The organism is Actinoallomurus purpureus, assembly GCF_024055795.1.
GTDB lineage: Bacteria > Actinomycetota > Actinomycetes > Streptosporangiales > Streptosporangiaceae > Actinoallomurus > Actinoallomurus purpureus.
In genome coordinates this window covers 101,720-126,702 of record NZ_JAMXMY010000013.1, presented here as the reverse complement: position 1 = coordinate 126,702, position 24,983 = coordinate 101,720, and the positions used below count along the sequence as shown (strand labels likewise).

General features: G+C 65.9%; 14 protein-coding genes. 7 read left to right on the top strand and 7 right to left on the bottom strand.

Translation table 11 applies throughout. The features are described from left to right. Nucleotides 1-87: 87 nt before the first annotated feature. A complete protein-coding gene (locus NE236_RS24130; RefSeq protein WP_252844384.1) occupies nucleotides 88-1,602 on the top strand; it encodes an RICIN domain-containing protein in 1,515 nt (504 codons plus the stop codon). A gap of 69 nt (nucleotides 1,603-1,671) precedes the next feature. Here NE236_RS24130 and NE236_RS24125 read toward each other — a convergent pair whose 3' ends face one another. Further along, a complete protein-coding gene (locus NE236_RS24125; RefSeq protein ID WP_252844383.1) occupies nucleotides 1,672-3,960 on the bottom strand; it encodes a glycosyl hydrolase family 95 catalytic domain-containing protein in 2,289 nt (762 codons plus the stop codon). A gap of 749 nt (nucleotides 3,961-4,709) precedes the next feature. Here NE236_RS24125 and NE236_RS24120 point away from each other — a divergent pair. From NE236_RS24120 to NE236_RS24105, 4 genes are all read left to right on the top strand, one after another. Beyond that, nucleotides 4,710-5,987 carry an ABC transporter substrate-binding protein gene (locus NE236_RS24120; RefSeq protein WP_252844382.1) on the top strand — a complete coding sequence of 426 codons (1,278 nt, stop codon included), beginning with the start codon at nucleotides 4,710-4,712 and terminating at the stop codon, nucleotides 5,985-5,987. Between the two features lie 14 nt (nucleotides 5,988-6,001). Further along, the gene (locus tag NE236_RS24115) at nucleotides 6,002-6,934 is read left to right on the top strand and encodes a carbohydrate ABC transporter permease (RefSeq protein WP_252844381.1); all 933 of its coding nucleotides are present in this window, start codon (nucleotides 6,002-6,004) and stop codon (nucleotides 6,932-6,934) included. Beyond that, nucleotides 6,931-7,749, top strand: a complete 819-nt coding sequence (locus tag NE236_RS24110) for a carbohydrate ABC transporter permease (protein ID WP_252844380.1) — start codon at nucleotides 6,931-6,933, stop codon at nucleotides 7,747-7,749. The genes NE236_RS24115 and NE236_RS24110 overlap by 4 nt, the downstream gene beginning before the upstream one ends. Before the next feature lie 206 nt (nucleotides 7,750-7,955). After that, nucleotides 7,956-10,280 (top strand): beta-glucosidase, encoded by a 2,325-nt coding sequence (locus NE236_RS24105; RefSeq protein WP_252844379.1) that lies wholly within the window; start codon nucleotides 7,956-7,958, stop codon nucleotides 10,278-10,280. A 24-nt stretch (nucleotides 10,281-10,304) separates the two neighbouring features. Here NE236_RS24105 and NE236_RS24100 read toward each other — a convergent pair whose 3' ends face one another. The 4 genes from NE236_RS24100 to NE236_RS24085 are packed head-to-tail and all read right to left on the bottom strand — an operon-like array spanning nucleotide 10,305 to nucleotide 19,739. Next, nucleotides 10,305-11,093 carry a hypothetical protein gene (locus NE236_RS24100; RefSeq protein WP_252844378.1) on the bottom strand — a complete coding sequence of 263 codons (789 nt, stop codon included), beginning with the start codon at nucleotides 11,091-11,093 and terminating at the stop codon, nucleotides 10,305-10,307. Nucleotides 11,094-11,095: 2 nt separating this feature from the next. Then, nucleotides 11,096-14,182, bottom strand: coding sequence for a type I polyketide synthase (locus NE236_RS24095; RefSeq protein ID WP_252844377.1), 3,087 nt, complete (start codon nucleotides 14,180-14,182; stop codon nucleotides 11,096-11,098). A gap of 1 nt (nucleotide 14,183) precedes the next feature. Continuing rightward, on the bottom strand, nucleotides 14,184-19,004 hold the full coding sequence (locus NE236_RS24090) for a non-ribosomal peptide synthetase (RefSeq protein WP_252844376.1): 4,821 nt from the start codon (nucleotides 19,002-19,004) through the stop codon (nucleotides 14,184-14,186). Nucleotides 19,005-19,019: 15 nt separating this feature from the next. Then, nucleotides 19,020-19,739, bottom strand: a complete 720-nt coding sequence (locus NE236_RS24085) for a TylF/MycF family methyltransferase (RefSeq protein ID WP_252844375.1) — start codon at nucleotides 19,737-19,739, stop codon at nucleotides 19,020-19,022. Between the two features lie 430 nt (nucleotides 19,740-20,169). On the opposite strand from NE236_RS24085, the gene NE236_RS24080 reads away from it, so the two are divergent. Both NE236_RS24080 and NE236_RS24075 read left to right on the top strand, forming a co-directional pair. After that, nucleotides 20,170-21,933, top strand: coding sequence for a non-ribosomal peptide synthetase (locus NE236_RS24080; RefSeq protein WP_252844374.1), 1,764 nt, complete (start codon nucleotides 20,170-20,172; stop codon nucleotides 21,931-21,933). Further along, entirely contained in the window at nucleotides 21,930-22,679 is a 750-nt protein-coding gene (locus NE236_RS24075) for a thioesterase II family protein (RefSeq protein WP_252844373.1), read from the top strand. The genes NE236_RS24080 and NE236_RS24075 overlap by 4 nt, the downstream gene beginning before the upstream one ends. A gap of 96 nt (nucleotides 22,680-22,775) precedes the next feature. Here NE236_RS24075 and NE236_RS24070 read toward each other — a convergent pair whose 3' ends face one another. Together NE236_RS24070 and NE236_RS24065 are read right to left on the bottom strand one after the other, a co-directional pair. Then, nucleotides 22,776-23,738 (bottom strand): LLM class flavin-dependent oxidoreductase, encoded by a 963-nt coding sequence (locus NE236_RS24070; RefSeq protein ID WP_252844372.1) that lies wholly within the window; start codon nucleotides 23,736-23,738, stop codon nucleotides 22,776-22,778. Further along, nucleotides 23,735-24,934, bottom strand: a complete 1,200-nt coding sequence (locus NE236_RS24065; protein WP_252844371.1) for an MFS transporter — start codon at nucleotides 24,932-24,934, stop codon at nucleotides 23,735-23,737. The genes NE236_RS24070 and NE236_RS24065 overlap by 4 nt, the downstream gene beginning before the upstream one ends. Nucleotides 24,935-24,983: the final 49 nt, after the last annotated feature.

The following is a 24,983-nucleotide window of genomic DNA, read 5'->3' as shown; positions in this document are numbered from 1 at the left end:
GGTGACATTAGGGCCCCGCGCCCGAATACTGGTTTCGTCCCGCTCATGTCTAACTGAGCGCAATTCCTCCGCGTCAAAGGAGATGCTTTGCACTCAACGGCCCGGAAACTCCTCAACGCCTTCGTCGTCATGGTCACGACGATTTCGCTGCTGGCACTGGCCCCGCAGGCTTACGCCTACGGCCCCTCGGTTCTTTATCAGCCGCCTCCGGGCGCACAGGAGTACGGCGCGTTGTATCCAAAGACGGCGCAACTGCACCACAACGGCGCCAAGAACGGAGCGCTTCTCACCACCTTCGAGCAGCCTGCCACCACACCCGTGTTCCCCATCTACCGCAGCACCGACAACGGCGCGACGTGGGGCCAGATCAGCTCGATCGCCGACACCGTCAACGGTTGGGGAAACCGCAACGGAGCCTTCCTCTACGAGCTTCCCCAGCAGATCGGAAACCTGCCGGCGGGAACCATTCTCTGCGTCGGCCTCTCCGCCCCGCCGGACAAATCGGCGGAGCGCATGGAGGTGTACAAGAGCAACGACGCCGGCCAGACCTGGAGCTGGGTCAGTGAGATCGCCCAGGCCGGTGGTTACACGACCACCCCGATCTGGGAACCGTTCGTCATGGTCGAGAACAACAAGCTGATCGTCTACTACTCGGACGAACGCGACAAGGCCCACAACAACCAGAAGATCGTCCATCAGACCAGCGCGGACGGCGTCCACTGGGGACCGGTCGTCAACGACGTCGCACCCACGGACAGCAACCTGCGCCCGGGCATGCCGGTGGTCTCCAAGCTCGCCGACGGCAAGTACTTCATGAGCTACGAGGTGGTCAACCTCGGTTCCGGCCCGCCGAACAACTTCAAGATCAGCAATGATCCGGAGAGCTGGAACGCCACCGACCTCGGCACGCAGCTCGACACGGGCGGCAGCCCCTACAACATCGTGCTCCCCGACGGAAAGCTCGTGTACGACTCGTACGGATCGAGCGATGTGTTGATCAATACGAACAACGGAGTCGGGTCGTGGACCCATGTGAAGGTGCCCATCGAGGCCGGGTACAGCCGCACCCTGCAGTACGTGTCCGGCACGGGGCGTGTCCTGATCATGTCCTGCGGCGGCTTCTGGCAGGGCAAGATCAACACCATCCGGTACGCCGACGTCGATCTCGGACACTCCACAGGCGCGTACTACAAGTTCGTTAACCGTAAGTCCGGAAAGGTCATCGGTGTGCTGGGCGGAGACCTCGCCGACGGCGCCGACCTGGTCCAGTGGACGGACACCGGAGCCGCCGACCAGGCCTGGCACATGACCACGACCAGCGGTGGCACCACCGTCCTCGGCAACCGCGGCAGCGGGCGAGTGATCGGCGTGTACGCCTCGGGCACCGCGGACGGGGACGATGCGGTGCAGTGGCTCGACACCGGCGCCGCCGACCAGCAGTGGCAGGTCGTGCAGGTCGGCTCGTACGTGAAGCTGCGCAATGTCCACAGCGGCAAGGTGCTCGGCGTGCTGGGCGGTTCGAACGCCGATGGCGCCCAACTGGTGCAGTGGACCGACAACGGCTCCCTCGACCAGCAATGGCAGATCGTTCAGGTCAGCTGAACCTGACGCGCGAGGGGGCAGACGACGCCCGCCCCCTCTGCGCACCCGACGGGCCTCCGCGTGGGCGTGTCAATTCGACGGGGAGCCGGGCGCCAGCCGGACGGTGACGGTGACGGGTGTGCGAGACGGAAGGTCAACGCGCCGCCTCCGCCCGGCGGCCTCCCGTGCGCCGCGGCAAACGAGCGTGATGGACTGTTCCTTGGTAGAGCGGAGGACGGCACGCACCGTCCCGTCCCGCAGGTCCCAGCTAAGCTCCTCGAGAGTGACGCGGGCGCGGGTGACGATGCCCCGCAGGCTGCCGCTGCTCCACTCCGGGGGCAACGCCGGGAGCAGTTCCACGATCCCCGGCCGGGAGTCCACCAGCATCTCGGCGACGACGGCGGGCAGGCAGTGCGCGGCGTCCGCGTTGTAGATCTCCAGATCGGGGTTGTGGGACGTCATCAGCGACCGGAAGACCATGTTCCGCTTCAGGATCTTCAGGAGGTTCGCGCGGGCCGTCTCGCCGTCCTTCAGCCGTGCGGCGCACAGGGCCCGGTGCAGGCTGCCGTGCGCGGAGAAGTTCTCATCGCCGCGCCGCAGCAGGGCGATGCGGGCCGCCGCGGCCAGGTCGGGAGTGTCGTCGGGAGTGATGTCGTGCAGCGGCCACACCGGGTACAGGTGGCTGACGTGCCGGTGGTCGTCGGCGGTCTCCAGCCCCGGCCATACCCACTCCGCGAGCGCGCCGTGGTCATCGACGCGGTAGGGCGGCAGCCGGTCGGCGAGAGCGCGCCAGCGGCCGGCCGCGGCCCGCTCGATGTCCAGGTACGCGCAGACGCCGGCGGCGGTGATCAGCGCGTGACGGGCCGCCGCGATGTCCATGGTGGCGTTGATCCCGGCCACTCCCCGCCCGTCCCGCGGGCCGGCCTCCGGGGAGTAGGACGGGACGATGACGACGTGTCCTTCGTCGTCCGCACGGGTGAGAACGTCCTCGAAGAACGTGGCCGTCTCGATGAGCCACGGGGCGAGCGTCCCGGCGAGGAAGGCGTCGTCGCCGGTCATCTGCCAGTACTCGTGCAGCGGGAACAGCAGCCAGTCCGCGCCGGCCGGCCACATGGGCCAGGGCCACTCGTCGTCGAGATGGAACAGCAGCCCGTGCTCTCCGTCGGTCCGGCTGGGCGCGAGCACCCCGCGGGCGCCGTAGATCGCGCGGGCGTTGGTGCGCCAGTCTTCGATCTGTCCACCGATCAGGGCGGCATAGCCGGCGATGAGCTCGGGCATCCCGGTGCTCACCGCCCCCGCCATCTGCAGGTTGAGGTTCGCGTCCGTCGTGTAGTCGCCGGACCAGGCGGCGCCCCAGGCCCCCAGCCACAATCCGGTGAGCCGCGGGGGGAGCACCCCGCAGGAGCTGAGCAACAGGTACCGGCCTGAGTGGAACATCGCCTCGACCAGGGCGGCGTCCAGCTCCGCGGTGCCGGCTCGGGCGATGAGCTCCCGCACGGGGAGCCGACGGTCGTGCTCGGACACTCCCAGGTCGAGTTCGGCGCGTGCGTAGAGCTCGCCGTGGACGGCGGCATGGCGGGCGAGGAGCCGGTCGTAGTCGGCCGGTAGCTCGGCCAGCGTCTCCTGCAGCGCGTCGGCCCGGGGAGCGGTCACCGATCGGTCCATCCGCGTCAGCAGCACCACGCGTGTCGCCTTGTGGACGGTGGCCACGTCGCCGTCCACCGTGACCTGGCCGCCGGTGGCCACGACGCGGGTCACGCCGATGAATCCCGCCGCGCCCTGCCCTGCGGGGTACGTTCCCACGGCGGCGAGCGATGCCTCGCCGCTCCTCGTGGCGTGCGCGGACGTCGCGACGGTGACCTCCGGCGGGTGGCCGGGCACGTCCCCGGACAGCCGTACCGCCAGGTCCAGCCGAGGTCCGGTGATCTCGACGACCGCGACGGCGTCGGGGCGTGACACGAAGGCGCGCCGTACCCATTCGCGATCATCGGCGGACCAGGTGACCCTCACCTCGCCGGTCGCGAAGTCGCTGCTCCGGCGGTAGTGGTCCACGCGGCCCGCGGTGCTCGCGGAGTCCAGGTGGAGCACATGGCCGGGGTGAAACGGCTGTGTCCAGGCCATCGGCCTGCCATCGGAGAACTCGCGTTGTGCCTGCTCCCGCTTGCCTGCCAGGATCAGGTCGCGGACGTGCTCGAGCCGGTCGGCGACGGCCGGTGGGGACATCCCGCAGGATGAGTTGGGCAGTACGTAGCGGTGATGGTTGTGAACGATCCGCTCCCGATGGGGGTGGCCGAACACCATGATCCCGTACTCGCCGTTGCCGGAAAGGAACGCGTCCTCCCAGCGGCCGGCCGGCTCGGTGTCGTGAATGCCGTGCACCGGCGCTCCTCTGTTCCTCGTGCACCTGGCGGCTCCGACCGGTCCGCCAGGCGCTGACGCCATGCGGGGGCGGCAGGCACCACCGTTCGGGGGTTCTCCCTGGCGTCACAACTCAGGCGCGCGGAACGTGATGGCGACGTCCAGGGACAGGTCGTCGGGCAGCCGGCGGGTCTCGCTCGGCGTCCTCGCGGTCCGCGCGACGTCACTTCGATCGGCTCAGGTACTCCGTGCGGAGCCTGGAGCGTACACGAGTTCCCGGCCACGGCCGCGAAAGGGTTTCGCAGCCGTGGCCGGGGGGCGTGACGCTCCAGGCCCTCGGCCTCGGCGCGGGCATCTCCCCCGCGACCGAACGGAATCGAGCACCGGAGCCGGGGGGCGCAGGCGCCCGTGACACTTCGCCTCGTCGAGGGTGCCGTCCTCGCGCGATCCGCGCCTCGGCGCGGCGAGCCGGCACCGCGCGACGAGGGGCTGTCAGCGCCGTTCGACCTCGGACACCGGCAGGGTACTGACCTTCCGAAAGTCTTTCGAAGCTCACGCCGCCGGTTTCTTGTCGCTGTCGCATCGCCCCAGCTAGCGTGCCCCTACCAGCCAGCCGTTAGGGGCACATTACGCAAGGGTTGCGGATAGGTGCCTGGCGGCCAAGGCTCCCGGTCCCGTCCCCTCGGCGCCAAGGGGTTCGAGCCGCCTGCCAGGTGGAGCCACCTCGGTGGGTACCTCCCCGAGTCGAAAGGTATCTAATGAAGAACCGAATGTCGCGAAAGCGGGCAGTCGCCACCTTGATGGCAAGCGCCGCGCTGGCCATGGGCGTGGCCGGCTGCGGGTCGGCCGGCAGCTCCGCAAGTGCGCCCGCGGGCAACGTTCAGTTCTGGACGCTGCAGGATCCGACCAACACGGTGCAGCAGGCCGCCGTTGACTCGTTCAACAGCGCCGCCCACGGCAAGGTCACCATGTCCGTGATCGCCACCGACGGATACAAGGACAAGCTGCGAACGGCGATGGGTTCGTCGCACATGCCCGGAATGTTCTTTAACTGGGGCGGCGGCAGCCTCAACGACTACGTGCGGGCCGGCAAGCTGGCGCAACTCGATCCGGGCCTGGAATCGCACTTCCTCGCCTCCGCCCTGGAGGCCGGCAAGGTGGGCGGCAAGCTGGTCGGGATCCCCTGCCGGGGAACCCAGCCGGTGTTCCTGTTCTACAACAAGAAGGTCTTCACCGACGCGGGCGTGCAGCCGCCGAAGACGTGGAGCGACCTGACGAACCTCGTCCAGGTGTTCAAGGGCAAGGGCATCACCCCCTTCGCGGTCGCGGGCAACGGCACCGACTCATGGGGCGAGCTGATGTGGATCGAGTACCTCGTCGATCGCCTCGCCGGACCCGACCTGTTCAAGAAGATCCAGGCCGGCGACTGGTCACAGTGGAAGGACCCCGCGGTCCTCAAGACCGCCCAGATGGTCAAGCAACTCGTCGACAGCGGCGCGTTCGGTACGAAATTCGGCTCGGTCGGCTATGGCGCGGGCGGCACCTCGACGCTGCTCGCCAAGGGTAAGGCGGCGATGGTCCTGATGGGCTCGTGGGAGTACGCCACCCAGCAGAGTACGAATCCGACGTTCGCCAAGCAGGGCCTGGGATACGTGCCGTTCCCGACCGTCGAGGGAGGCAAGGGAGACCCGGGCGACGTGGTCGGGAACCCCACCAACTACATCTCGGTGACCACAGCCGCCGCCCAGCAGACCGCGAAGGACTTCCTGCAGACCACCTACAGCGACAGCTATGTGCAGGGACTCGTCCAGAAGGGCGAGGTGCCCGTCACCGCGAACGCCGGGCAGATGCTGGCCAAGGCATCTGATCCCGCCTACGCCCAGTTCCAGTACGACCTCGTGCGGAAGGCGCCGACCTTCACCCAGTCCTGGGACCAGGCACTCGGCCTGACCTTGGGCACCCCGATGATCACCGAGATCCAGAAGCTGTTCAATGGGCAGGACACGCCGGAGCGGTTCGTCAGCGCGGTGCTGGCCCTGAAGAAGTAGGAAGGCTGATCCAAATGGTCTCCATCACGAGTTCACGGCTCGTGCGGGGCCGCGAGGCGCGCCGGGCCGCTCCCGCACTGGAGCGACCCGGCGTGGCCTGGGCGATCCCCGGGCTGGTGTTCTTCATCCTCTTCGCCATCGTGCCGATGGCCGGCGTCGTCTACCTGTCCCTCACCCGCTGGGACGGCCTCAGCACGCCGCAGTTCACCGGGCTGCACAACTGGTGGCGATTCTTCAGCGACGGCCAGATCCTCCAGTCGACCCTGGTCACAGCGGTCCTGCTCGTCGGCAACATCCTGGTGCAGGCGCCGATCAGCATCCTGCTGGGCGTCTGGTCGGCCGGCTACCAGCGGAACCGCGCCGTCCTGTCGACGATCTTCTTCTTTCCGCTGCTGCTGTCCACGGCGGCGACCGCCGTCATGTGGCGGCAGCTGCTCGATCCGAACTTCGGCATCCCGCCGAAGCTCGCCGATCTCCTCGGCGGGAACACCGACCTGCTGGGTGGCCAGAAGGGTGCGATCGCCTGCCTGATCGTTGTCACCAGCTGGCAGTTCATCCCGTTCCATACGCTGATCTACCAGGGCGCCGCCCGCGCCATCCCGCTCACCCTCTACCAGGCGGCCGCGATCGATGGCGCGGGACGGGTACGGCAGTTCTTCCACATCACCCTTCCGCAGCTGCGCAACAGCATCATCACCTCGACCACCTTCATGGTGGTCGGCGGCCTCACGGCGTTCGACATCGTCCTCCTGCTGACCAACGGGGGTCCCGGCACCGACACCTCGATCCTCCCGTTCGCCATGTACCAGACCGCGTTCCGTACCTATGACTATGGATACGCCAGCGTCATCGCGAGCTTCCTGTTGCTGCTCGCCACGGGCGCCTCTCTCCTCCTCGTGAAGATCAGTGGATACGACAAGATGACGAGCACGATGGAGGGCCTGTGAGAAGGCGCCGCAACGTCGTCGCGGGCTTCGCGGCGTTCGCCTGGCTCCTGGTCATCGGTGTTCCGCTGTACGCGCTGGTGAACACGGCGATCCAGCCGGAGTCGAAGTACACCGACGGCGGGCCCGTCTCGATTCCCTCCGCCGTGACCCTGGACAACTTCAGGACCGTGATACACAGCGGCTTCCTGCACTACGTCTGGAACACCGTCCTCGTCGCGGCGCTCACGGTCGCGATCGTGCTGCTCCTCGGCGTACCCATCAGCTACGCCGTCGTCCGGGGACGCGGCTGGATGACCAGAGGGGTGTTCCGGCTGTTCCTCTTGGGACTGGCGGTCCCCTCACAGGCGGTCATCATCCCGCTGTTCCTCCTCATCAACCGGCTCGGCCTCTACGACAGCCTCTGGGGGATCGCCCTGCCCACCGCGGCGTTCGCGCTTCCGGTCAGCGTGCTGGTCCTCAGCGGCGGGATGCGCGACATCTCCGCCTCGCTCTACGAGGCCATGGCCCTGGACGGCGCCCGCCCGGCCCGGATCCTGGTGAACCTGGTCATCCCGCTGTCACGCTCGAGCATCGCGACGACATGCGTCTTCACGGCTCTGCAGGCGTGGAACGGCTTCCTGTTCCCCCTGATCATGACCCAGTCGAACGACACCAAGCTGGTCCCCCTCGGCCTGTACAACTTCGTCTCGCAGTACGGAGGCAACGTCCCGGCCCTGCTGGCCGCCGTGCTGATGTCCGCCGTCCCGATCCTCATCGTCTATCTCTTCGCCCGGCGGGCCCTCGTGATGGGGCTGATGGGAGCCGGCGGCAAGTGACAGAGGGGCGACCGCCCCGGCCTCATCCCCTCCCCTGACCATGAATCGACGGCGCTGACCGTGCTCTCGCCGGTGCCGCTCGATGGCACGCGCATGCCCGCGATCGGCGCCCCGGTGTCCGGGTCGCCGCCCGCCGATCGGCTTCGCCCAGCCGCTCCTCGCTCAACTGCGCCGTCCGTGGCGCCTGGAAAGAAACAGATGACACCTTGACGATCAGCAACGAGCGCCGGATGACCGGTCGCTGGAACGACCCCGGCCTTCCCGCGCCCGTCCGCGCTCAGGCCCTGCTCGACGCCATGACGCAGGCCGAGAAGGTACGTCAGCTCGGCAGTTCCTGGCCGGGCCACGACACCGCCGGAGACGTGGCGCCGATGCAGGAGACATTCCGCGACGCCGAGACGTTCGAGAAGGCGATCATCGGTGGTCTCGGGCACCTGACCAGGGTGTTCGGCACGGCGCCGATCGACCCGGAGACCGGTCGCGTGCGCCTGGCGACGGCACAGGCGCAGGTGGCGGCCGCGAACCGGTTCGGAATACCCGCCATCGCCCACGAGGAGTGCCTGACCGGGTTCACCACCTGGCGGGCCACCGTGTACCCGACCCCGCTGGCCTGGGCGGCCACCTGGGACCCCGACCTCGTCCGCCGGATGGCGGCGGCCATCGGGTTGGACATGGCGGCCGTCGGTGTCCATCAAGGTCTGGCGCCCGTCCTCGACGTGGCGCGCGACTACCGCTGGGGCCGAGTGGAGGAGACCCTCGGCGAGGACCCCTACCTCGTCTCGGAACTCGGGCTGGCTTATGTGCGGGGCCTGCAGTCGTCCGGCGTCATCGCGACGGTGAAGCATTTCGCGGGCTACTCCACGTCGCGGGCAGCGCGCAACCACGCCCCGGCCGCCGTCGGCCCGCGCGAACTCGCCGACGTCATCCTCGTGCCCTTCGAGAAGGCGGTCGTGGCCGGCCGCGTCGGCTCGGTGATGAACGCCTATAACGACATCGACGGCATACCCTGCGGCTCGAACGAGACACTGCTCACGAACCTGCTACGGGACTCCTGGGGGTTCGAGGGGACCGTGGTGTCCGACTACTGGTCGATCGCGTTCCTCGCCACCATGCATCACGTGGCGGCCGACGTCCCGACCGCCGCGCAGGCCGCGCTGCGTGCCGGAATCGACGTCGAGTTGCCCCACACCTCAGGCTACGGAGAGCCCCTGCTGGCGATGGTGCGGGACGGACGCATCGCCTCCGACCTCCTCGACCGGGCGGTTCTGCGCGTCCTGACGCAGAAGGCCGAACTGGGGCTGCTCGACCCGGGATGGCATCCCGGGCAGTACACCGCTCCCGCGAACCTCGACCCGCCGAGCAACCGCGACATCGCCCGCCGCATGGCCGAGGAGTCCATCGTGCTGCTCGACAACGGTTCGGGCATCCTGCCGCTCGGTCCGCGTTCCATCGCCGTCATCGGCCCGGCGGCCGACGAGGCCAGGTGCCTGTTCGGCTGCTACTCGTTCCCCAACCACGTCCTCCCGCACCACCCCGGACTCTCCCTGGGCGTCGAGGCCCCGACGGTGCTCGACGCCATCCGGCGCGAGTTCCCCGGCTCCACGGTGCGCCACGAGATCGGCTGCCAGATCACCGGCGATGACAGAAGCGGGATCGAACCTGCCGTGGCCGCGGCGGCGGCAGCCGACCTGACGATCCTCGTCGTCGGTGACCGCTCGGGAATGTTCGGGCACGGGACCTCGGGTGAAGGGTGCGACGTCGCGACCCTGGAGCTTCCCGGGGTTCAGGACGACCTGGCGAAAGCCGTCCTCGCCGCGGCGAGGCGGACCGTCCTCCTCGTCGTCTCAGGCCGCCCGTACGCGATCGGCCGACACGCGCGGGAAGCGGACGCGACCCTCCAGGCGTTCTTCCCGGGCGAGGAGGGCGCGGCGGCGATCGCCGGTGTCCTCTCCGGACGGATCAACCCGTCCGGACATCTGCCGGTCCAGATCCCGGGCGACGAAGCCGGCCAGCCGGGCACGTACCTGGCAGCTCCGCTCGCGCTCAAGAGCGACGGTGTGAGCAACATCGACCCCACCCCTGCGTTCCCGTTCGGGCACGGGTTGTCCTACAGCACCTTCCGCATCGACGGTGCGCACGTCGCGGAGGCCGTCGTCGCCGTCGACGGATCGATCACCATGCGAGCGACGGTGACCAACACCGGCTCTCGGGCCGGAACCTGTGTGCCCCAGCTCTACCTCACCGATCCGGTCGCATCGGTCACCCGACCAGTCCGGCAACTGATCGGGTTCACCCGCGTCGACCTCGCCGCGGGCGAGACCCGCACGGTGCAGTTCGCGATCCACGCGGACATGACCAGCTTCACCGGGAGAGACCTGCGCAGACGCGTCGAACCCGGCCAGATCATTCTCACCATCGCGCAATCGGCAGGCGATCCCGGCTCATCCGTCCAGGTGACGCTGATCGGAGACGCCCGTGTCGTCGACCACACCCGGACGATGAGCGTGGACAGCACTGTGCTTCCAGATTGAAATTCCATGACGGCACCAAGGCTCCTAAACCACCGCGAGGGCGGAAAGCACCGCGGAACGCGTCTCCTCACTGCGCAGCAACCGGGCTCGGTCGCAGGTCATACGCACGTCTCGTACGACACCCGCCGCACATTCAAATCCCTTCGGAGGCCCATCGGCGGAGATGATGTTCAGCACCTCAAAATCCGAGGAGACGACGCTGGAACGATACGATGACACCAGGTGGCTGAGCCAGTCTGCATAGGCGTTGGCCATATGTCTGGCGCTTTCTGTGGCCTCCTCCTCACCGCTGCCGTCGGCTTGCAGAACGGCGATGACCTCCCGTTCGATATTGTGTATCAACAGATCGACGAAACGCCGAGGATCCGCGGCGAGGAGAGCCATGTCCACACTCTTCCGCAGCTCTTGTTCAGTCGATTGAACACCGATCCCGGAAAGCGCCGCCCGATAGCTCTCGAGAATCATATCCGGCGTGCTGGCCTCGGCGTCGAAAAGAATTATCTTGGGCGACCTCTGCTGCGACCGGGAGACAACGGCGGCGACCTCGAATGCGAAGGGAGCCGACGTGCAGTATGCGGCGACCGCCGCGACAGGGCCATCGCCGGCAGAGGAGCCGGCAAGAATGCGTGAGACGTATGCGGCACCATCGACCACCCGCGGCAAAGGGTGGCGCAGAAGATTACGGATCCGCAACCCGTACTGATCCAGTTGCAGGTCCTCGACCTTCGCCTCCGTTCGATATCCGGGATAGTCCAGCGCAAAGATGAGCGGCCTCTCCCCATGGCGCATGGTGCGGGCCTGAGCGTCGTTCACGATTATTCGGCTCCTTCGATCTCGGACAACGCGCGAAGTTGCGCGGTCATGAGGTCTGACACCTCATCCACCAATCGACCCATGAGGGCGAGCTGCCGGCCCGCGAGCCCTGCGACGAGCGACTCGGGAACCGCGTCGTCGACGGTCTGCCGCTTCGCTTCAACCTCGGACTCGGCCGTTCGAGGCAGAGCGAACCGGTCGCGGCGGAACGGATATCCGGGCATCGGGATGCGTCTGCCCTGTACGGCGATCCGTGCCCACGTTACGGGGGCGCCGTGGCGATACAGGCGTGCCAGAGCGTCCCAGACTCCTCGGGCTCCCCTTGCGTCGCGTCCCTGGCCGGCGGTCCACCGGGAACGCGGAAAGGCACTACGGCCGATCCCTGTCAGGACATCGCTCGGACCGACTTCGAGGAAGTCATGGCAACCGATGCCATCGAGTGCGGTCAACGCCTGGTGAAAGAGAACGGGCCGACGGGCCTGCCGGACGAGGAAATCCGCGTCCAGGATCGTCCCTGCCGCCAGCAGTTCGCCCTCCGCTCCCCCGGCGCACGGTATCCGTAGGGGCATGAAGCGCAGTTCGGCTGCGGCGTCACGCAGTTGTGGGAGGACCGGGTCGATCAGGGCGGAGTGGAAAGCTCTGCTCACCGCCAATGTGACGCACGTGACGCCTTGGGCCTTGAGGAGCTCCTCCGCCTCATCGATACTCGAGGTCGCCCCCGAGAGCACATGCGCCCGCGGCCCATTGACCGCGGCCAGATCAGCGCCTGTGGCGCGGCACACGCGCCGAACCGTGTCGCCGTCCGCGGCCACCGCGAGCATGCGCCCCGGAAGCGTACCGGCGCTCATGAGCCGCCCCCGGATCGTCGTGAAGCGCAACGCGTCGGCAAGGGTCAGCGCCCCCGCCTCGCAGAGCGCGGCGATCTCTCCCAAACTGTGTCCCACCACGAGGTCCGGCTCGATTCCGAATGAACTCCATAGCCGCGCCAGTGCCATCTGGAAGGCGAACAAGGCAGGTTGTGTCGCAGCGACCGGCGGCGGTCCGTCCGGCTCCTGCAGCAGGACGTCGAGCAGGCTTCCTCGAGCGTTCTGGCGGTACACGTCCTCGCACTCGTCGAGCACATCGCGTATGACAGAGAACTCGGTATACAGGCCCCGCGCGATTCCGGAAACGGAGCCTCCCTGGCCGGAGAAAGCAAAGGCCAGTGGCCCTGGATTCCGTACAGGTTCACGCTCCGATGAGCGGAGAAGATCCTCTAGCCCGTTGACGAGTTCTGTCGTTGACCGGCCAGATACCGTCTGACGGTATTTCAGGTGCGGTCGACCGAGAGACAAACTGAACTGCACATCCGTAATGGAGACATCAGGATGCTCGATCAGATACTCGCGGAGCCGTACCGCCAGCTCATGCAGTGAATCTCCGTTCTGCGCGCTCAGGGGAACCAGCAGGGACGCCGTCGCCGGCGGCGAAACCGGGAGGGAGGGCGGCTCCTCGAGCACTACATGGGCGTTGGTACCCCCGAAGCCGAGCGCACTGACTCCCGCGCGGCGCGGTGACGCGTCCCCGGCCTTCCACTCCTGAAGCTCGGTGGCGAAGCGGAAAGGGCTTTCATCCCAGGACAGCCGGGGATTCGGCCGGGTGACCTTTACAGTGGGCGCGATCATTTTTTGCCGCAGCATGAGCACGGTCTTGATCAGCCCGGCCATTCCGGCGCAGGTGTCCAGATGCCCGACGCTTGGCTTCACCGATCCCAGAGCAGCGAATCCGGTCCTTCCCTGACTCGACCGGTAGGCTCGGGACAGCGCCTCGAATTCCACCCGATCGCCCAATTCGGTACCCGTCCCGTGGGCTTCTACATAGCTGACGGAATCTGGCTCGATGCGTGCGCGGGAGAGCGCCTGGCGTATCACTTCAGCGTGGCCCTGCACTCCCGGGGCCACAAACGCCGCCTTCGCGTCACCGTCATTGTTCACCGCGGAGCCCAGGATGACCGCGTGGATCGTGTCGCCATCGGACAGCGCCCTGTCGAGCTTTTTGAGCAGTACGGCTGCGACTCCGTTGCCGCCGACCGTGCCATCGGAAGCAGCATCAAAGGCCCGGCAGTGTCCGGTGGACGAGAAGATGAAATCCGGTTCGTACCGATATCCATCGTCTTGGGGCAGATGCACGGCAGCCGCGCCCGCCAACGCGAGGTCATTCTCGCCGGCCAGCAGAGACTGCACAGCCAGGTGGACCGCGACCAGCCCGGTGGAACACGCCGTCTGAACGCCGATGGCCGCTCCGGTAAGCCCGAGACGGTAGGCGACGCGGGAGGCCAGGAAGTCGTATTGGCCTCCGATCAGCCCTTGCATCTCTTGGGCGACGTTCTCGGTCTCCCGGTCGGTGGTGGCCTTTCCGTATCGTTCATAGAACGACGGCTGTGGCCCGTAGAGGTTCATGCCTCCACCTGCGTAGACGCCGATCCGCGGCCTCTGCCCGGCGCCCGCATAGCCGCCATGCTCCAGCGCGTGCTGACAGCACTCCAGGAACAGCCTGTGGGCTGGATCCGTGACTTCCGCCTCGCGCGCGGTCATTCCGAAAAAGCCTGCGTCGAAACAGTCGACGTCGTCCAGGACGCCTGCCACGGGCCGGTGATCCGGGTCCTCCGGCACCCTGGTGGACCGGAAGGTGCTCACACTGCAGACACCGGAACGCAGATTTTCCCAATACTGATCTACATCACGCGCACCGGGAAAATATGCGGCCATGCCGATGACCGCGATCCGCTGCTCCGGGTCCGCGAGCCCGGCCCCACTGTCAACGGCTGGTACGTCCCTGCTGTCCCGCGATCCGGAGGACGCGAGGTACGCGGCAAGCGCCGCCACCGTCGGGTGCTCGAAGAGATCAACGTCGGAGAGCGGACGGCTGAGCTCTCGTTCGAGACGGAGCCGGATACGAACGAGAGACAGTGACGTAAGCCCGAGTTCGAGGAAGGACGTGTGCGGCTCGACCTCACGCCCCAGCATGTCTTCGACGATTCGCCGAACCCGCTGCGCGAACTCCCGCTCCGTCTGCGCACGGGGCGCGGGGCCGATGTGATGGTTCGACATATCAGAGCTCCCGCTCTTCCAGCCATGCCGCCACTGCGCGGACCGTCGGTGCGCCGAGGAAGTCCGCCATGGGAACCTTGTGCCCCAGCTCGGCTCGGATCCGCTCCAAGAGGCGGACGGCAGACAATGAGCTGCCTCCCACGTCGAAGAAGGACCGCTCCGGCGGAATGGCGTCATTGCCCAACTCAGCGGCCCACAGCTTCTGTACCGAGAGCTCCATCTCGGTCAACGCGGATCTGCCGGTGTCGGCAGGGGACGCGGTATCCATGTCCCGGAGCCGCTCCCGATCAAGCTTGCCGTTGGGACCGGTCGGCATTCGGTCCAGCCGTACCCAAGCCTGCGGAACCAGGTAGTGCGGCAACGAGGAGGCGAGTTGCGCACGCGGCGGACTCCAATCGCCTTCGCCGACAGCCCCATCCCGCAGCACCACATAGGCGACCAGTTGGTTCTCTCCTGCTCTGTCCGGGCGGGCGAGTACGACTGCCTCCTGGACTTCCGGCAGCCGGCTGAGTGCCCACTCGACCTCCCCGGGCTCGACCCGGTTCCCCCGGATCTTCACCTGGCTGTCGTTACGCCCGTGGTAACCGAGCGTGCCGTCCGCATGCCAGCGCGCCAGATCCCCCGTGTGGTAAAAGCGCTCCTTCGAGCCGATCGGATCGGGCCCGAACCCTTTGCTCGTGGCCTCCGGGTCGCCGAGGTATCCGTGCGCAAGCGCGGAGCCGCCGATCAGAAGCTCCCCGACGGCGCCGACCGGCACGGGCCGCCCGAAGCCGTCCACGATGCGCACCGAGACGTTGTCGATGGGCCTGCCGATGGGGGGAACGGTTTCGGTGGCCACGTCTATCTTGTGTGACGTCACCACGACCGAGGCTTCTGTCGGTCCGTACTGGTTGTACAGCGTGAGATCCGGGTGCTCCTCGGCAAGACTCCGCAGCCCGGGGGTGATCGTGACCTCCTCGCCGGCGATCAGCACCTGACGCAGGGACGGAACCTTCTTGAGTTCGTCGACCAAGTACTTGAGCGGTGTGAAAGGCACGCTGATGCGCTGGACGTTGTGCCGCCTCATGTGCTCGGCGACGGCCGCCGGTTCATAGCGGATCTCGTCGTCGAGGACGACCAGTGTCGCCCCAGAAGCCAGGGTCGTGAAAATCTCCTGAACACTCACATCGAATCCGGTCGAAGCCCATTGCAGAGTGTCCAGTGGGCCCAGGGCCCGCAGTTGCCAGCGGACAAGGTTCACCGGGCCACGGTGCGGGACGGCGACCGCCTTCGGTGAACCGGTCGATCCGGAGGTGTAGATGCAATATGCCGTGTCTTCGGGGTCTACCGCCCACCCCAGTGAGGCGGTCGTCCCGCCGGAATCGATGTCCTCGATCCACAAAGCAGAGTACGGAAGCACTTCCTCTTCCGACGTGTCCAGAGATCGGCTCGCTATGACCAATCCGGCCCCGCTGTCTTCCATCATGAACCTGCGACGCTCGATCGGCAGCGATCGATCGACGGGAACATACGCAGCGCCACACTTCAGCACAGCAAGGATGGCGGTGACCTGGTCCGCGCCCCTAGGCAGGCATATCGCCACCCGCCCGCCACGCGAAATTCCCCTGCTCACGAGCTGGTGTGCGAGCCGGTTCGCCGATGCGTCGAGATCACGGTAGCTCACCGAGCCACCGCCACCTGTGATCGCGATTGCGTCTGGTGTCCGTCGAGCCTGTTCCTCAACGAGTTCGTGCAGACCGGCAGGCGACGCGGTGGTGCGCTCTCCCTGCCACCGCGCCTGCAATCGCTCATCGCTCTCCGTCAGAGCCCGCAGCCGGGACAGCGGGGCGTCGGGAGATCTCACGGCACGGCGTAGTAGGTCGTCGACGTACTCCAGGATGCGACGCACCGTGGCCTCGTCGAAGAGGTCCGCGTCGTACTCGGCTGTGCAGCGGATGCCGCTGTCCCGATCCGCGAAGTACAGCGTAAGATCGAACGGGGTCACAGTCCTCGGAACGTCCAGCAGTTCTGCGGACACCCCCGAAGTGTCGAGGTCGAGGGTGACCTGTTCCTCGAATTCCACCATCACCTGGAAAAGTGGGTTCTCGCCTGCGACTCGGTCCGGGTTGATCGCTTCGACCACCTGATCGAATGGAACGTCTGCGTAATCGAGAGCATGAGTTGAACGGGCTCTCACGCGTCGGATCAGTTCGCCGAAGCCGGGATCACCTGAAAGATCGAGGCGAATGGCGATCGTCTCAACGAACATTCCGATGACATGCTCAGATCCGCCTGGCCGGTTGTTGACCACCGTTCCCAGCGTGACGTCCTCCTGCAGGGAAAATCGGCCCAGGACCGAGCCGACCGCCCCGAGGAGCGTCATGAACAACGTGCACCCTTGGGCTCTACTGAAACGACGGATCTCCTCGGAGAGCAGGACATCCATGTTGTGCACAAAGCTTGCACCGTTGACCGACGGACCTACCTGTCGCGGCCGGTCTGCGGGCAACATCAAGGGAGCCGCGTCCGCCAACTGCCGTTTCCAGAACTCAACGCTTTCCGCCGCCCGCTCCGGCGATTGATCGTTCGGCGTGCTGGGCCGGGAGCCCAGTGCCGCCAGACCTGCGGGTTCATCGGGCCACGCGCGGTAAAACGCAGCGAGGTCACGGGCGAAAATCTGGGTGGACTGTGCGTCGAAGACAATATGGTGCGCCGCGATGTACAGCAGATGGCGCTCATCCCCGAGCCTGCCGAGCCTGGCGCGCAGCAACGGCCCGCTCCTGAGATCGAAGCCGGACTCATGCTCCATATCCCTGAGCTTTATCAGAGCGGCGTCGTCGTCGAGCCCGGTCAGATCCACGATGGGACACTCGACCGGAATCGTCGGCAGGAGCACTTGTTTCAGAACGCCGTCGCCTTCCCGGAAGACCGTGCGCAGGTTCGGGTGTCTACCCACCACACGCTGTAGCGCCGCATGAAGAGCCACCGTGTCGAGTGCCCCTTCGAAGAGGATGGCTTTTGGCTCGAGATACGTGTTCCCACCGGGATACATCCGGTCCAGCAGCCACATCCGGCGCTGAAGCGGCGAAGCCGGCTCGGCCGAGCTCGAGGAGCCGACGGCCTCCAGCGGACGCGAATTGTATTCCCTCCGAAGCGCGTCCAACTCCGGAAGTGCCGCCAACATCAGGTCAGGCGCCACGCCGAAGTCGATGAAGCACCCGATTTCGTCTGCGCCGGCCGCTATCAGGGCGTCCATCACCGCGCGGCTGCCGGCAACGCTCCCGATTAGGGCCCGACTCTCGCAGTACCGTTCGTACGCCCGTTCCAGGACGAAGTCCAGATCATCTTGCTCGGTTTCAGCCAGGTCGACATCGATGCCGAGACTGTTGGCGACATTGTTGAAGAGGGTGAGTGAAGAGCGTAGATAGTCACAGAAAGGCTGGAACGCCTCCCGCCTGGCGCGAACCGCGTCGTCACCCAGATAGGTGTGCACGAGCACCACTACCCGGCCCGTCTCAGGATCGAACCCATGCGCAGCTCTCGTGCGGCGATAGAGGGAGATGTTCTCCCGCAGATCCTCGATGCTCTGCGACATGAGGTTCGTTACGATGCCAAGCCCGCTCCGGGCGGCCCTTTCGTAGCTCTCAGGATTCGAGAGAACGGCGGCGAAGAGCGGCGGGGCGTCCTGCACCGGAGCGGGATGCAATGTCACATCAATCTGTTCACCGCTACCCGAGGCCACTCGGACGGGATCACCCGCCCACAACTGCCGGAAGGTGTCCAAGTACTCATACATCACTTCGCGCTGCCGACCATAGTTGTCCGGGGCAAGGACGAAATCGTTAGAGTGCCATCCGCTAGCAAAGCTGATCCCTACACGACCACCGGACAGGTTGTCCACCACGGACCACTCTTCAGCCACTCGAATGGGGTTGTGCAGCGGAAGAACCACGGAACCGGCATGGAGTCGGATTCGGGAAGTGCGACCAGCCAGGGAAGCGGCCAGCACTGAAGGGTTGGGAAACAGCGACCCGAAGGAATGGAAGTGGCGTTCAGGAATCCACACCGCATGGAATCCATTTTGATCGGCAAAGGTCGCGGCACTCAGCAGGTGCTCATAGCTGGCGGCCGCACTTTGTTTGGGATAGTCACCGAAGAAATAGAGACTGAATTCCGGGCGTCGGTTCTGCGAGGCCGCCGGAGTGGCGGGACGAGGCGGACGCGTCCTGTCAGAATCCAGCGGCCGAGGGTCCGAGGCTGCCTGGGGTCTCGAGACGGGCGATGCCGCCTGTGCGGCGGGCGGAGACGTCCTCACCGGCTCTACCGACGGCATTGGGTCAGGCCGTAGCGTGCCCAGGACACGCAGTTGCTGGGAAGTCAGCTCGGAGAATCTAGAGATCATCTTCTCGGCCAGCTCAAGCTGACCGTTGAGCACCGAGATGACGGACTCAGAGACGCCACTCACAGCGGAAGTGGATTCGTACGCCGGGCTCGATGTCGATGCCACCGCCGGCATAGTAGATGCCACCACCGGCATATGTGAGGGCGTGACACCAGGCGGCTCTTCCTGGGAGCTCGTCGTCGCCTGCATCACTTGCGGCTCACGCTCGGATACCTTCCCGGACAACATTTGGATCAGTTTAAGCGGGGTGTCGATCTCGGTGAACAATTCTTTTACCGATACTCGCACACCAAAGTCCACCTGAAGCCTCCTGGCCACGGCCAGCAGACTCAAAGAATCCGCCCCGGACTCTATGAAGTTCTTGTCGATGTCCAGTTCGCCCACCGGACAGCCGAGCTGACCGGCAACGAGGGCCAGCAGATCTTCCCTATTGACTGTCACGCCATACGCTCCGCTTCATTTGCTGCGGCGCCAGAAGGCGCCCAGACCGTCGATATCCTCGATGGGGTCCTCGACCTTGAACTCGGCACGCCAATCATGAACGGCTTCCCTGCAGACGGGAATATGATAATCATCGATGATTACAAATCCGCCAGGAGAAAGCTTCGGATAGAGCTGAACGAGCGTTTCCATCGTTGATTCGTAGAGATCGCTGTCTAGTCGAAGGATCGCGAGGCGATCTATCGGGGCGCCCGGCAGCGTGTCCCGGAACCAGCCGGGCAAGAATTCCACCTGCCTGTCGAGCAGGCCATAGCGCTCAAAATTCCGCCGCACGGTAGGCAGATCGATCGCCATCAAATCGTTGTAACGATCACTCGCGAGCCGACGGTCACCCTCGTGAACAGAGGAATCCGCAGGCGGCATTCCTTGAAAAGAGTCCGCTACCCAAACTCGGCGATTCTCAATGCCATATGCCTTCAGTATGGCCCGCATGAAGATGCACGTCCCTCCACGCCATACGCCGGTCTCGATGAAGTCGCCAGGGATTCCGTCTGTCAACACCGTGGTCATACAGCTCTCCACGTTTTCAAGACGACGCATTCCGATCATGGTATGCGCAACGCTCGGCCAGTCCACTCCTAGCCGACGATTGAGCTCGTCGTACTCCTTGGCCGGCGCCCAGCTCGCAGGAATTGGCGGGTCCTCGTAAATAGTGTTTGCCAAAACCTTCTTCATGAGGTCAAGATACAAGTTCGCGGCACTTTGCACGTTGCACCTCCGATATCACAAATTATTACCGTGCATTGAGTGATGAATGCACCACGAGAGCGATGATGATCAATGGTGGCGTGCAGTTGCTCGCGAATCCACGCCAACTACATTCGTGATGATGTTCAGTCTCCAGCGTGTCAGGGAATAGCGTGGCACGGCATGACCGGTCGCCGGTCGTGGCCGACTCCAATTCGTCCGGCGGCTCAAATCAGAAGCGTCTTCGGTTCGCTCTGCTGGTCAACAATCAGAAAGTCAGGTATTCACGACTGAGTGGTACTGTACGAACTCCGGACCACCGTCCGGTACCCGGTCGCCAGTCTAGCGACCTGGATCGTTCCACACCAGGGGTGTCCGGAGCCTGGAAGCCAGCCGCCATGCGCGAGAGGAGCGACTCTTGGCCAGCCGTATCATGGAGCTGATCGAGACTCAGATAAGACAGCGCACGGACACGCCTGCGCTAATCACCTCAGATGGCCGGCTCACCTACGGTGAACTGGACAGCCGTGCGACCGTTCTATCCACGCGCCTCATACGGGAAGGGCTCCGTCCGGGTGACGTGGTACTCGTTCAGGCGCCGCGCGGCCTCGCTCTGGGAGTAGCCGTATTGGCGATTCTCCGGGCGGGAGGAGCGTTCTGTATCGTCGATCCCCGGTACCCCGAAGAGCGCATCCGTCATATGTGGCGGCGCAGCCGTGCTCGGCTCGCCCTGGTCACGCCGGACCAGGTTCCGGCATGGACGACACCTGTGTCCCGTGTACTTGTGATGACCGGCGACGAAGCCGTAGAGCATACGAGATCCCGATCCAACGAGAACATCGGCCATGAAGACGCCGCCTATTTGGTCTTCACGTCCGGTTCAACAGGGGGCCCCAAAGCCATCTCGATGCCGCATCGCTGCCTGGACAACCTCATCGAATGGACGCTCGCGAGCACCTCTTCGAAGCCCCTCCGCACTCTACTATTCGCGCCGCTGGGCTTCGACGTCTTCATCCAGGAGGTGTTCACAGCATGGTGCAGCGGAGGGTGTCTTTACGCTCCGGCCGACGACGAACGTAGCGACCTGCCGCGCATACTTGACCTACTCACGACCTGGGAGATCGAGCGCCTCTTCGTGCCGCCGGTGGTTCTGAGCCGACTGGCCGATCTGGCCGTCGAGTTCAGTTGCGTCCCCACGTCCCTGCTCGAGGTCGCCGCTGCGGGCGAGGCGCTCCATATCACTGCTCGCATCCGCGAATTCTTCAGCCGGATCCCGGAATGCCGTCTGCACAATCACTACGGCCCCGCAGAGACGCATGTGGCTCTCGCCCATACGCTCTCCGGCCCGCCGCAATCGTGGCCGGATGCTCCTCCCATCGGTCTGCCGATCCCTGGGATCGAGGCTCATGTCCGTGCACCGGCGGACCCCGAGATGATCCCTGACGGTTCAGGCGAACTATGGCTGGCGGGTGTTGGCCTGGCGCACGGGTACGCCCACGAACCTCAACTCACAGAGGAGCGTTTTCCCGTGATCCGTATGAACGGTCGACAGATACGCATGTATCGCACCGGCGATCTGGTCGCTCAACGCGCGGACGGGGTCCTGAATTACGTCGGCCGGACAGACGATCAACTTAAAATACGCGGATACCGGATCGAGCCTGGCGAAGTCGAGATAGAGCTACGCCGCCACCCGCAGGTCCACGAGTGTGCAGTCGTGGCATGGACGCCCCCACATGGTGAACGGCAGCTGGTAGCTCACGTGGTAACCGAACCAGGCTATTCGGCCGATTGGCAGGAACTTCGATCATATTTGACCGGCCGGCTACCCGACTATATGGTTCCCCGGCACATCATCGCCGCCGAATCGTTGCCATTGTCTCCTAACGGGAAGGTCGACCGTCGGCGGTTGGGCGGCCCCGTCACCGTACTGCCGGGCGGAAACGACGATATGGATGATGTACAGAGAGCCGTTGCCGCCATCTGGTCCGGCGTGCTTGGTTTCGGCGATATCGCCACCGACCGCCATTTCATGGAATTGGGCGGGACATCTCTGTCGGCGGCGGTCATAATCACGAAGGTTCATGTGCGCTTCCGAGTAAGAATCGACATGCACGAGTTCCTGAAGCGGCCGACCATCGGTGCATTGAGCGCATTGATCTTGGAACGGATTGCCATATGACGCACTTTCGCCCCTACGCGTCCTGGATACGCTCCTTCCATGACGGCGGCGACTCGACGCACCGCTTGTTGTGCTTCCCATACGCCGGCGGATCCGCAGGCTATTTCTTTCCCCTGTCCGCGGCTCTTTCTCCGAAAATCCAAGTGCTGGGAGTACAGTACCCCGGACGGCAGGACCGCTACGCGGAGCCCGCAATCGAAGACCTGGGGATGATCGCCGACGAAGTCGCCAGGCTCATCGGCGCGGAGACGCAGCCGCGCCTGGTCCTTTTTGGACATAGCATGGGAGGCCTGATCGCCTTCGAAACCGCCAAACGCCTAGAACTTGAATACGGCATATCGCCTGCCAGACTCATTGTTTCAGGGATACAGGCGCCCTCACAACATCGAAGTACTCGGCATTGGGACAGCGAGGACGCCATGGTGAACGAACTGCGGTTGCTTCATGGCACTAATCCGGCGTTCTTCGAGAATGAAGAGCTCAGGGAGCTTTTTCTTCCACCGCTGCGCAGCGACTACCGGGCGATACACGCCTATCGCGGCGATATTCATACAGTGCTGCCTTGTCCGATCACCGCCTTCGTGGGGCGAGCGGACCCACGTGTATCGCGAAATGATATGTGCTGCTGGGCCGACCACACATCGTCCAACTTCTCTGTGCGGACCTTCTCCGGCGATCATTTCTACCTGAACGACTTCCCGCCTGATGTGGCAGATGCCGTCAAGTCCGAGATCTTCCTGCCCTGAATCCACATCTGAGAATAGGAATGCAACGTGCCCGTGCGGCTGTTCCTGCTGGTCGCGGGAACGTTCTGCATCGGAACCGATGTGTTCGTCATCGCCTCATGCGGCGACCTCCTCCAAGATCATGTGGAGTTCCCGCAACGCCGTCGTCTCGCCGTTCCGCACATGCACGCCGGAGAGATTCAAAGCGATCTCGTCGGCGCCGGCGTCGGCATGATGGCGCAGTTGCTCGCAGACGTCGGCGAGACCGCCGCCGAGGAACGCGCCGCCCTTGATCAGCGCCGTCGCGGCGGCGCGTGGGTCGGCGGTGTCGGTGTCGATACCGCACCTTCGCAGCATCGTGGCGTAGTGCGGCAGGCGGAGGTGGCCGGAATGCCCGGCGATCACCAGATCGGGCAGGTCGCGTCCGTCCGTGTCGAGGGCCACCGGGACGAGGGACACCAGGCGGGGCACCGGACGTCCGGCCGCCTCGGCGCCCTCGCGAAGCGCGGGGACGATCACGTCCTGGAGGTGGGCGGCGGGGACCAGCCAGGTGATGGCCACGTCGGCCAGCTCGCCGGCGACCCGGGCCATGGCCGGTCCGAGCACCCCCACGCCGACCTCGACAGGCGGGCTCGGGACGGGCCTCAGGGCGAAGCGGCACGAGAAGTACTCCCCCTCGTACTCGACCCTCTCCCCGGCCAGCAGCCCGCGCATGATGGTCAGGTACTCGCGCGTGGCGGTCAGAGGGCTCCGATACGGCATGCCGAGCAAGGCGCGCTGGAGGGCCTCGGCACCCGGACCGTAACCGGCGACGACCGGGTGGCCCATGGTCATCGCCAGCGTCTGGGCGAGTTGCGCCGCGGTGGCGGGGTGGCGGTTCGGCATGAGCAGCACGCCCGTCCCGACCGGGACGCGGAAACCCGACGCCGCCGCGAACACGAAGGTCTGGTTCGGGTCGCTGATGTCCGCCTGCCCCTGCCACAGGCGGTGCGCCTTGCTCCATTGCGTGAGCGCGGCGTAGGGCAGGATCTGCTGGGGACGCGCAGGGGCGAACGGCATCATGATGGAGTAGGCGGTCATGCTCGACCTCCGGGGGCCGGCGCGTCGGGATCGGGGGACCCTGCCACCGCCTCCGGCGCCGGGGCCTTCAGCCGGGTCAGCAGGAGCGTCACGGCGCACAGCAGCCCGGCGAAGATCAGCAGGCTTGCGCCGCCGGACAGGCGGGTGAGCATCAGGCCGGCCAAGGTGGGGCCGAGTGCCGCGGCGAGCTGAGTGAGGTTGAAGACGCTGTTCACCCGTCCCTGGAAGCCGTCGGGCGTGCCCAGCAGCCGGGTCGTGGTCAGCACGCTCCCGGCGATGGACATGACGACCATGGCCAGGGCGAGCAGGGCGGCCAGGGCGATCCGGTCGCGGGCGGCGGCCATGGCGAGCACCAGGCAGCCGGTGACCGCGGTGGCGCCCATGACGAGCCGTACGGGCGGGAACCTGTCGCCGGCGATCGGGGCGAGCACGGTGCCGACCAGGGCTCCTCCGGTGGCGGCGGCCACGATGAGGCCGACCGATGGCCCGCTCGCGCCGCGCTGGGCGTTGACCATGATGACGAGCAGGAGGATGCCCTGGAGGATCAGGCCGAGCGCCACGGTCGTCAGCAGGCAGGTCCGCAGAAGCCTCTCCCTCCACACGAATCGGAATCCGGCCGTGAGGTCGCTCAGGAACCCGGACCCGGCGGCCGGGGTGGCGCGCAGGGACCTGCGCACCGCGAACACGCACACCCCGGACATGACGAACGAGCAGGCGTCGAACCAGAACGGAACGCTGGGCGACACGCTGAACAGGAAGCCGCCGACGATCGGGCCGATCAGACTCGCGGCCTGGATACGCCCCAGTGTCACCGACACGGCCGTGGACAGCCGTGACCCGGGAACGAGCCGGCGGAGCGAGGCGAGGACCGCGGCGTTGGACGGTGCGCCCAGGAAACCCAGGACGACGCCCGCACTCAAGAGGACCCAGACCGGTGGGCGGCCACCGACCGAGGCAAGGGCCAGCGCGGCACTGGCCAGTGCGCGTCCCGCATCGCAGATCAGCAGGACGGTACGCCGGTCGAAGCGGTCCACGATCGGACCGGCCGGCACACATGCGAGGCCGACGGACGCCGCCCAGACGGCCTCGACCACGCCGACCCACAGCGTCGAGCCGGTCGAACGCAGGACCACCAGCGGCAGCACCATGCCCGCCGCGCCCGTGCCCAACTGCGACAGGCCGTTCCCGATCGACATGATCAGGAAGTCGCGGTTACAGGACAGCCGCCCGTCCGCGTCACCTGCC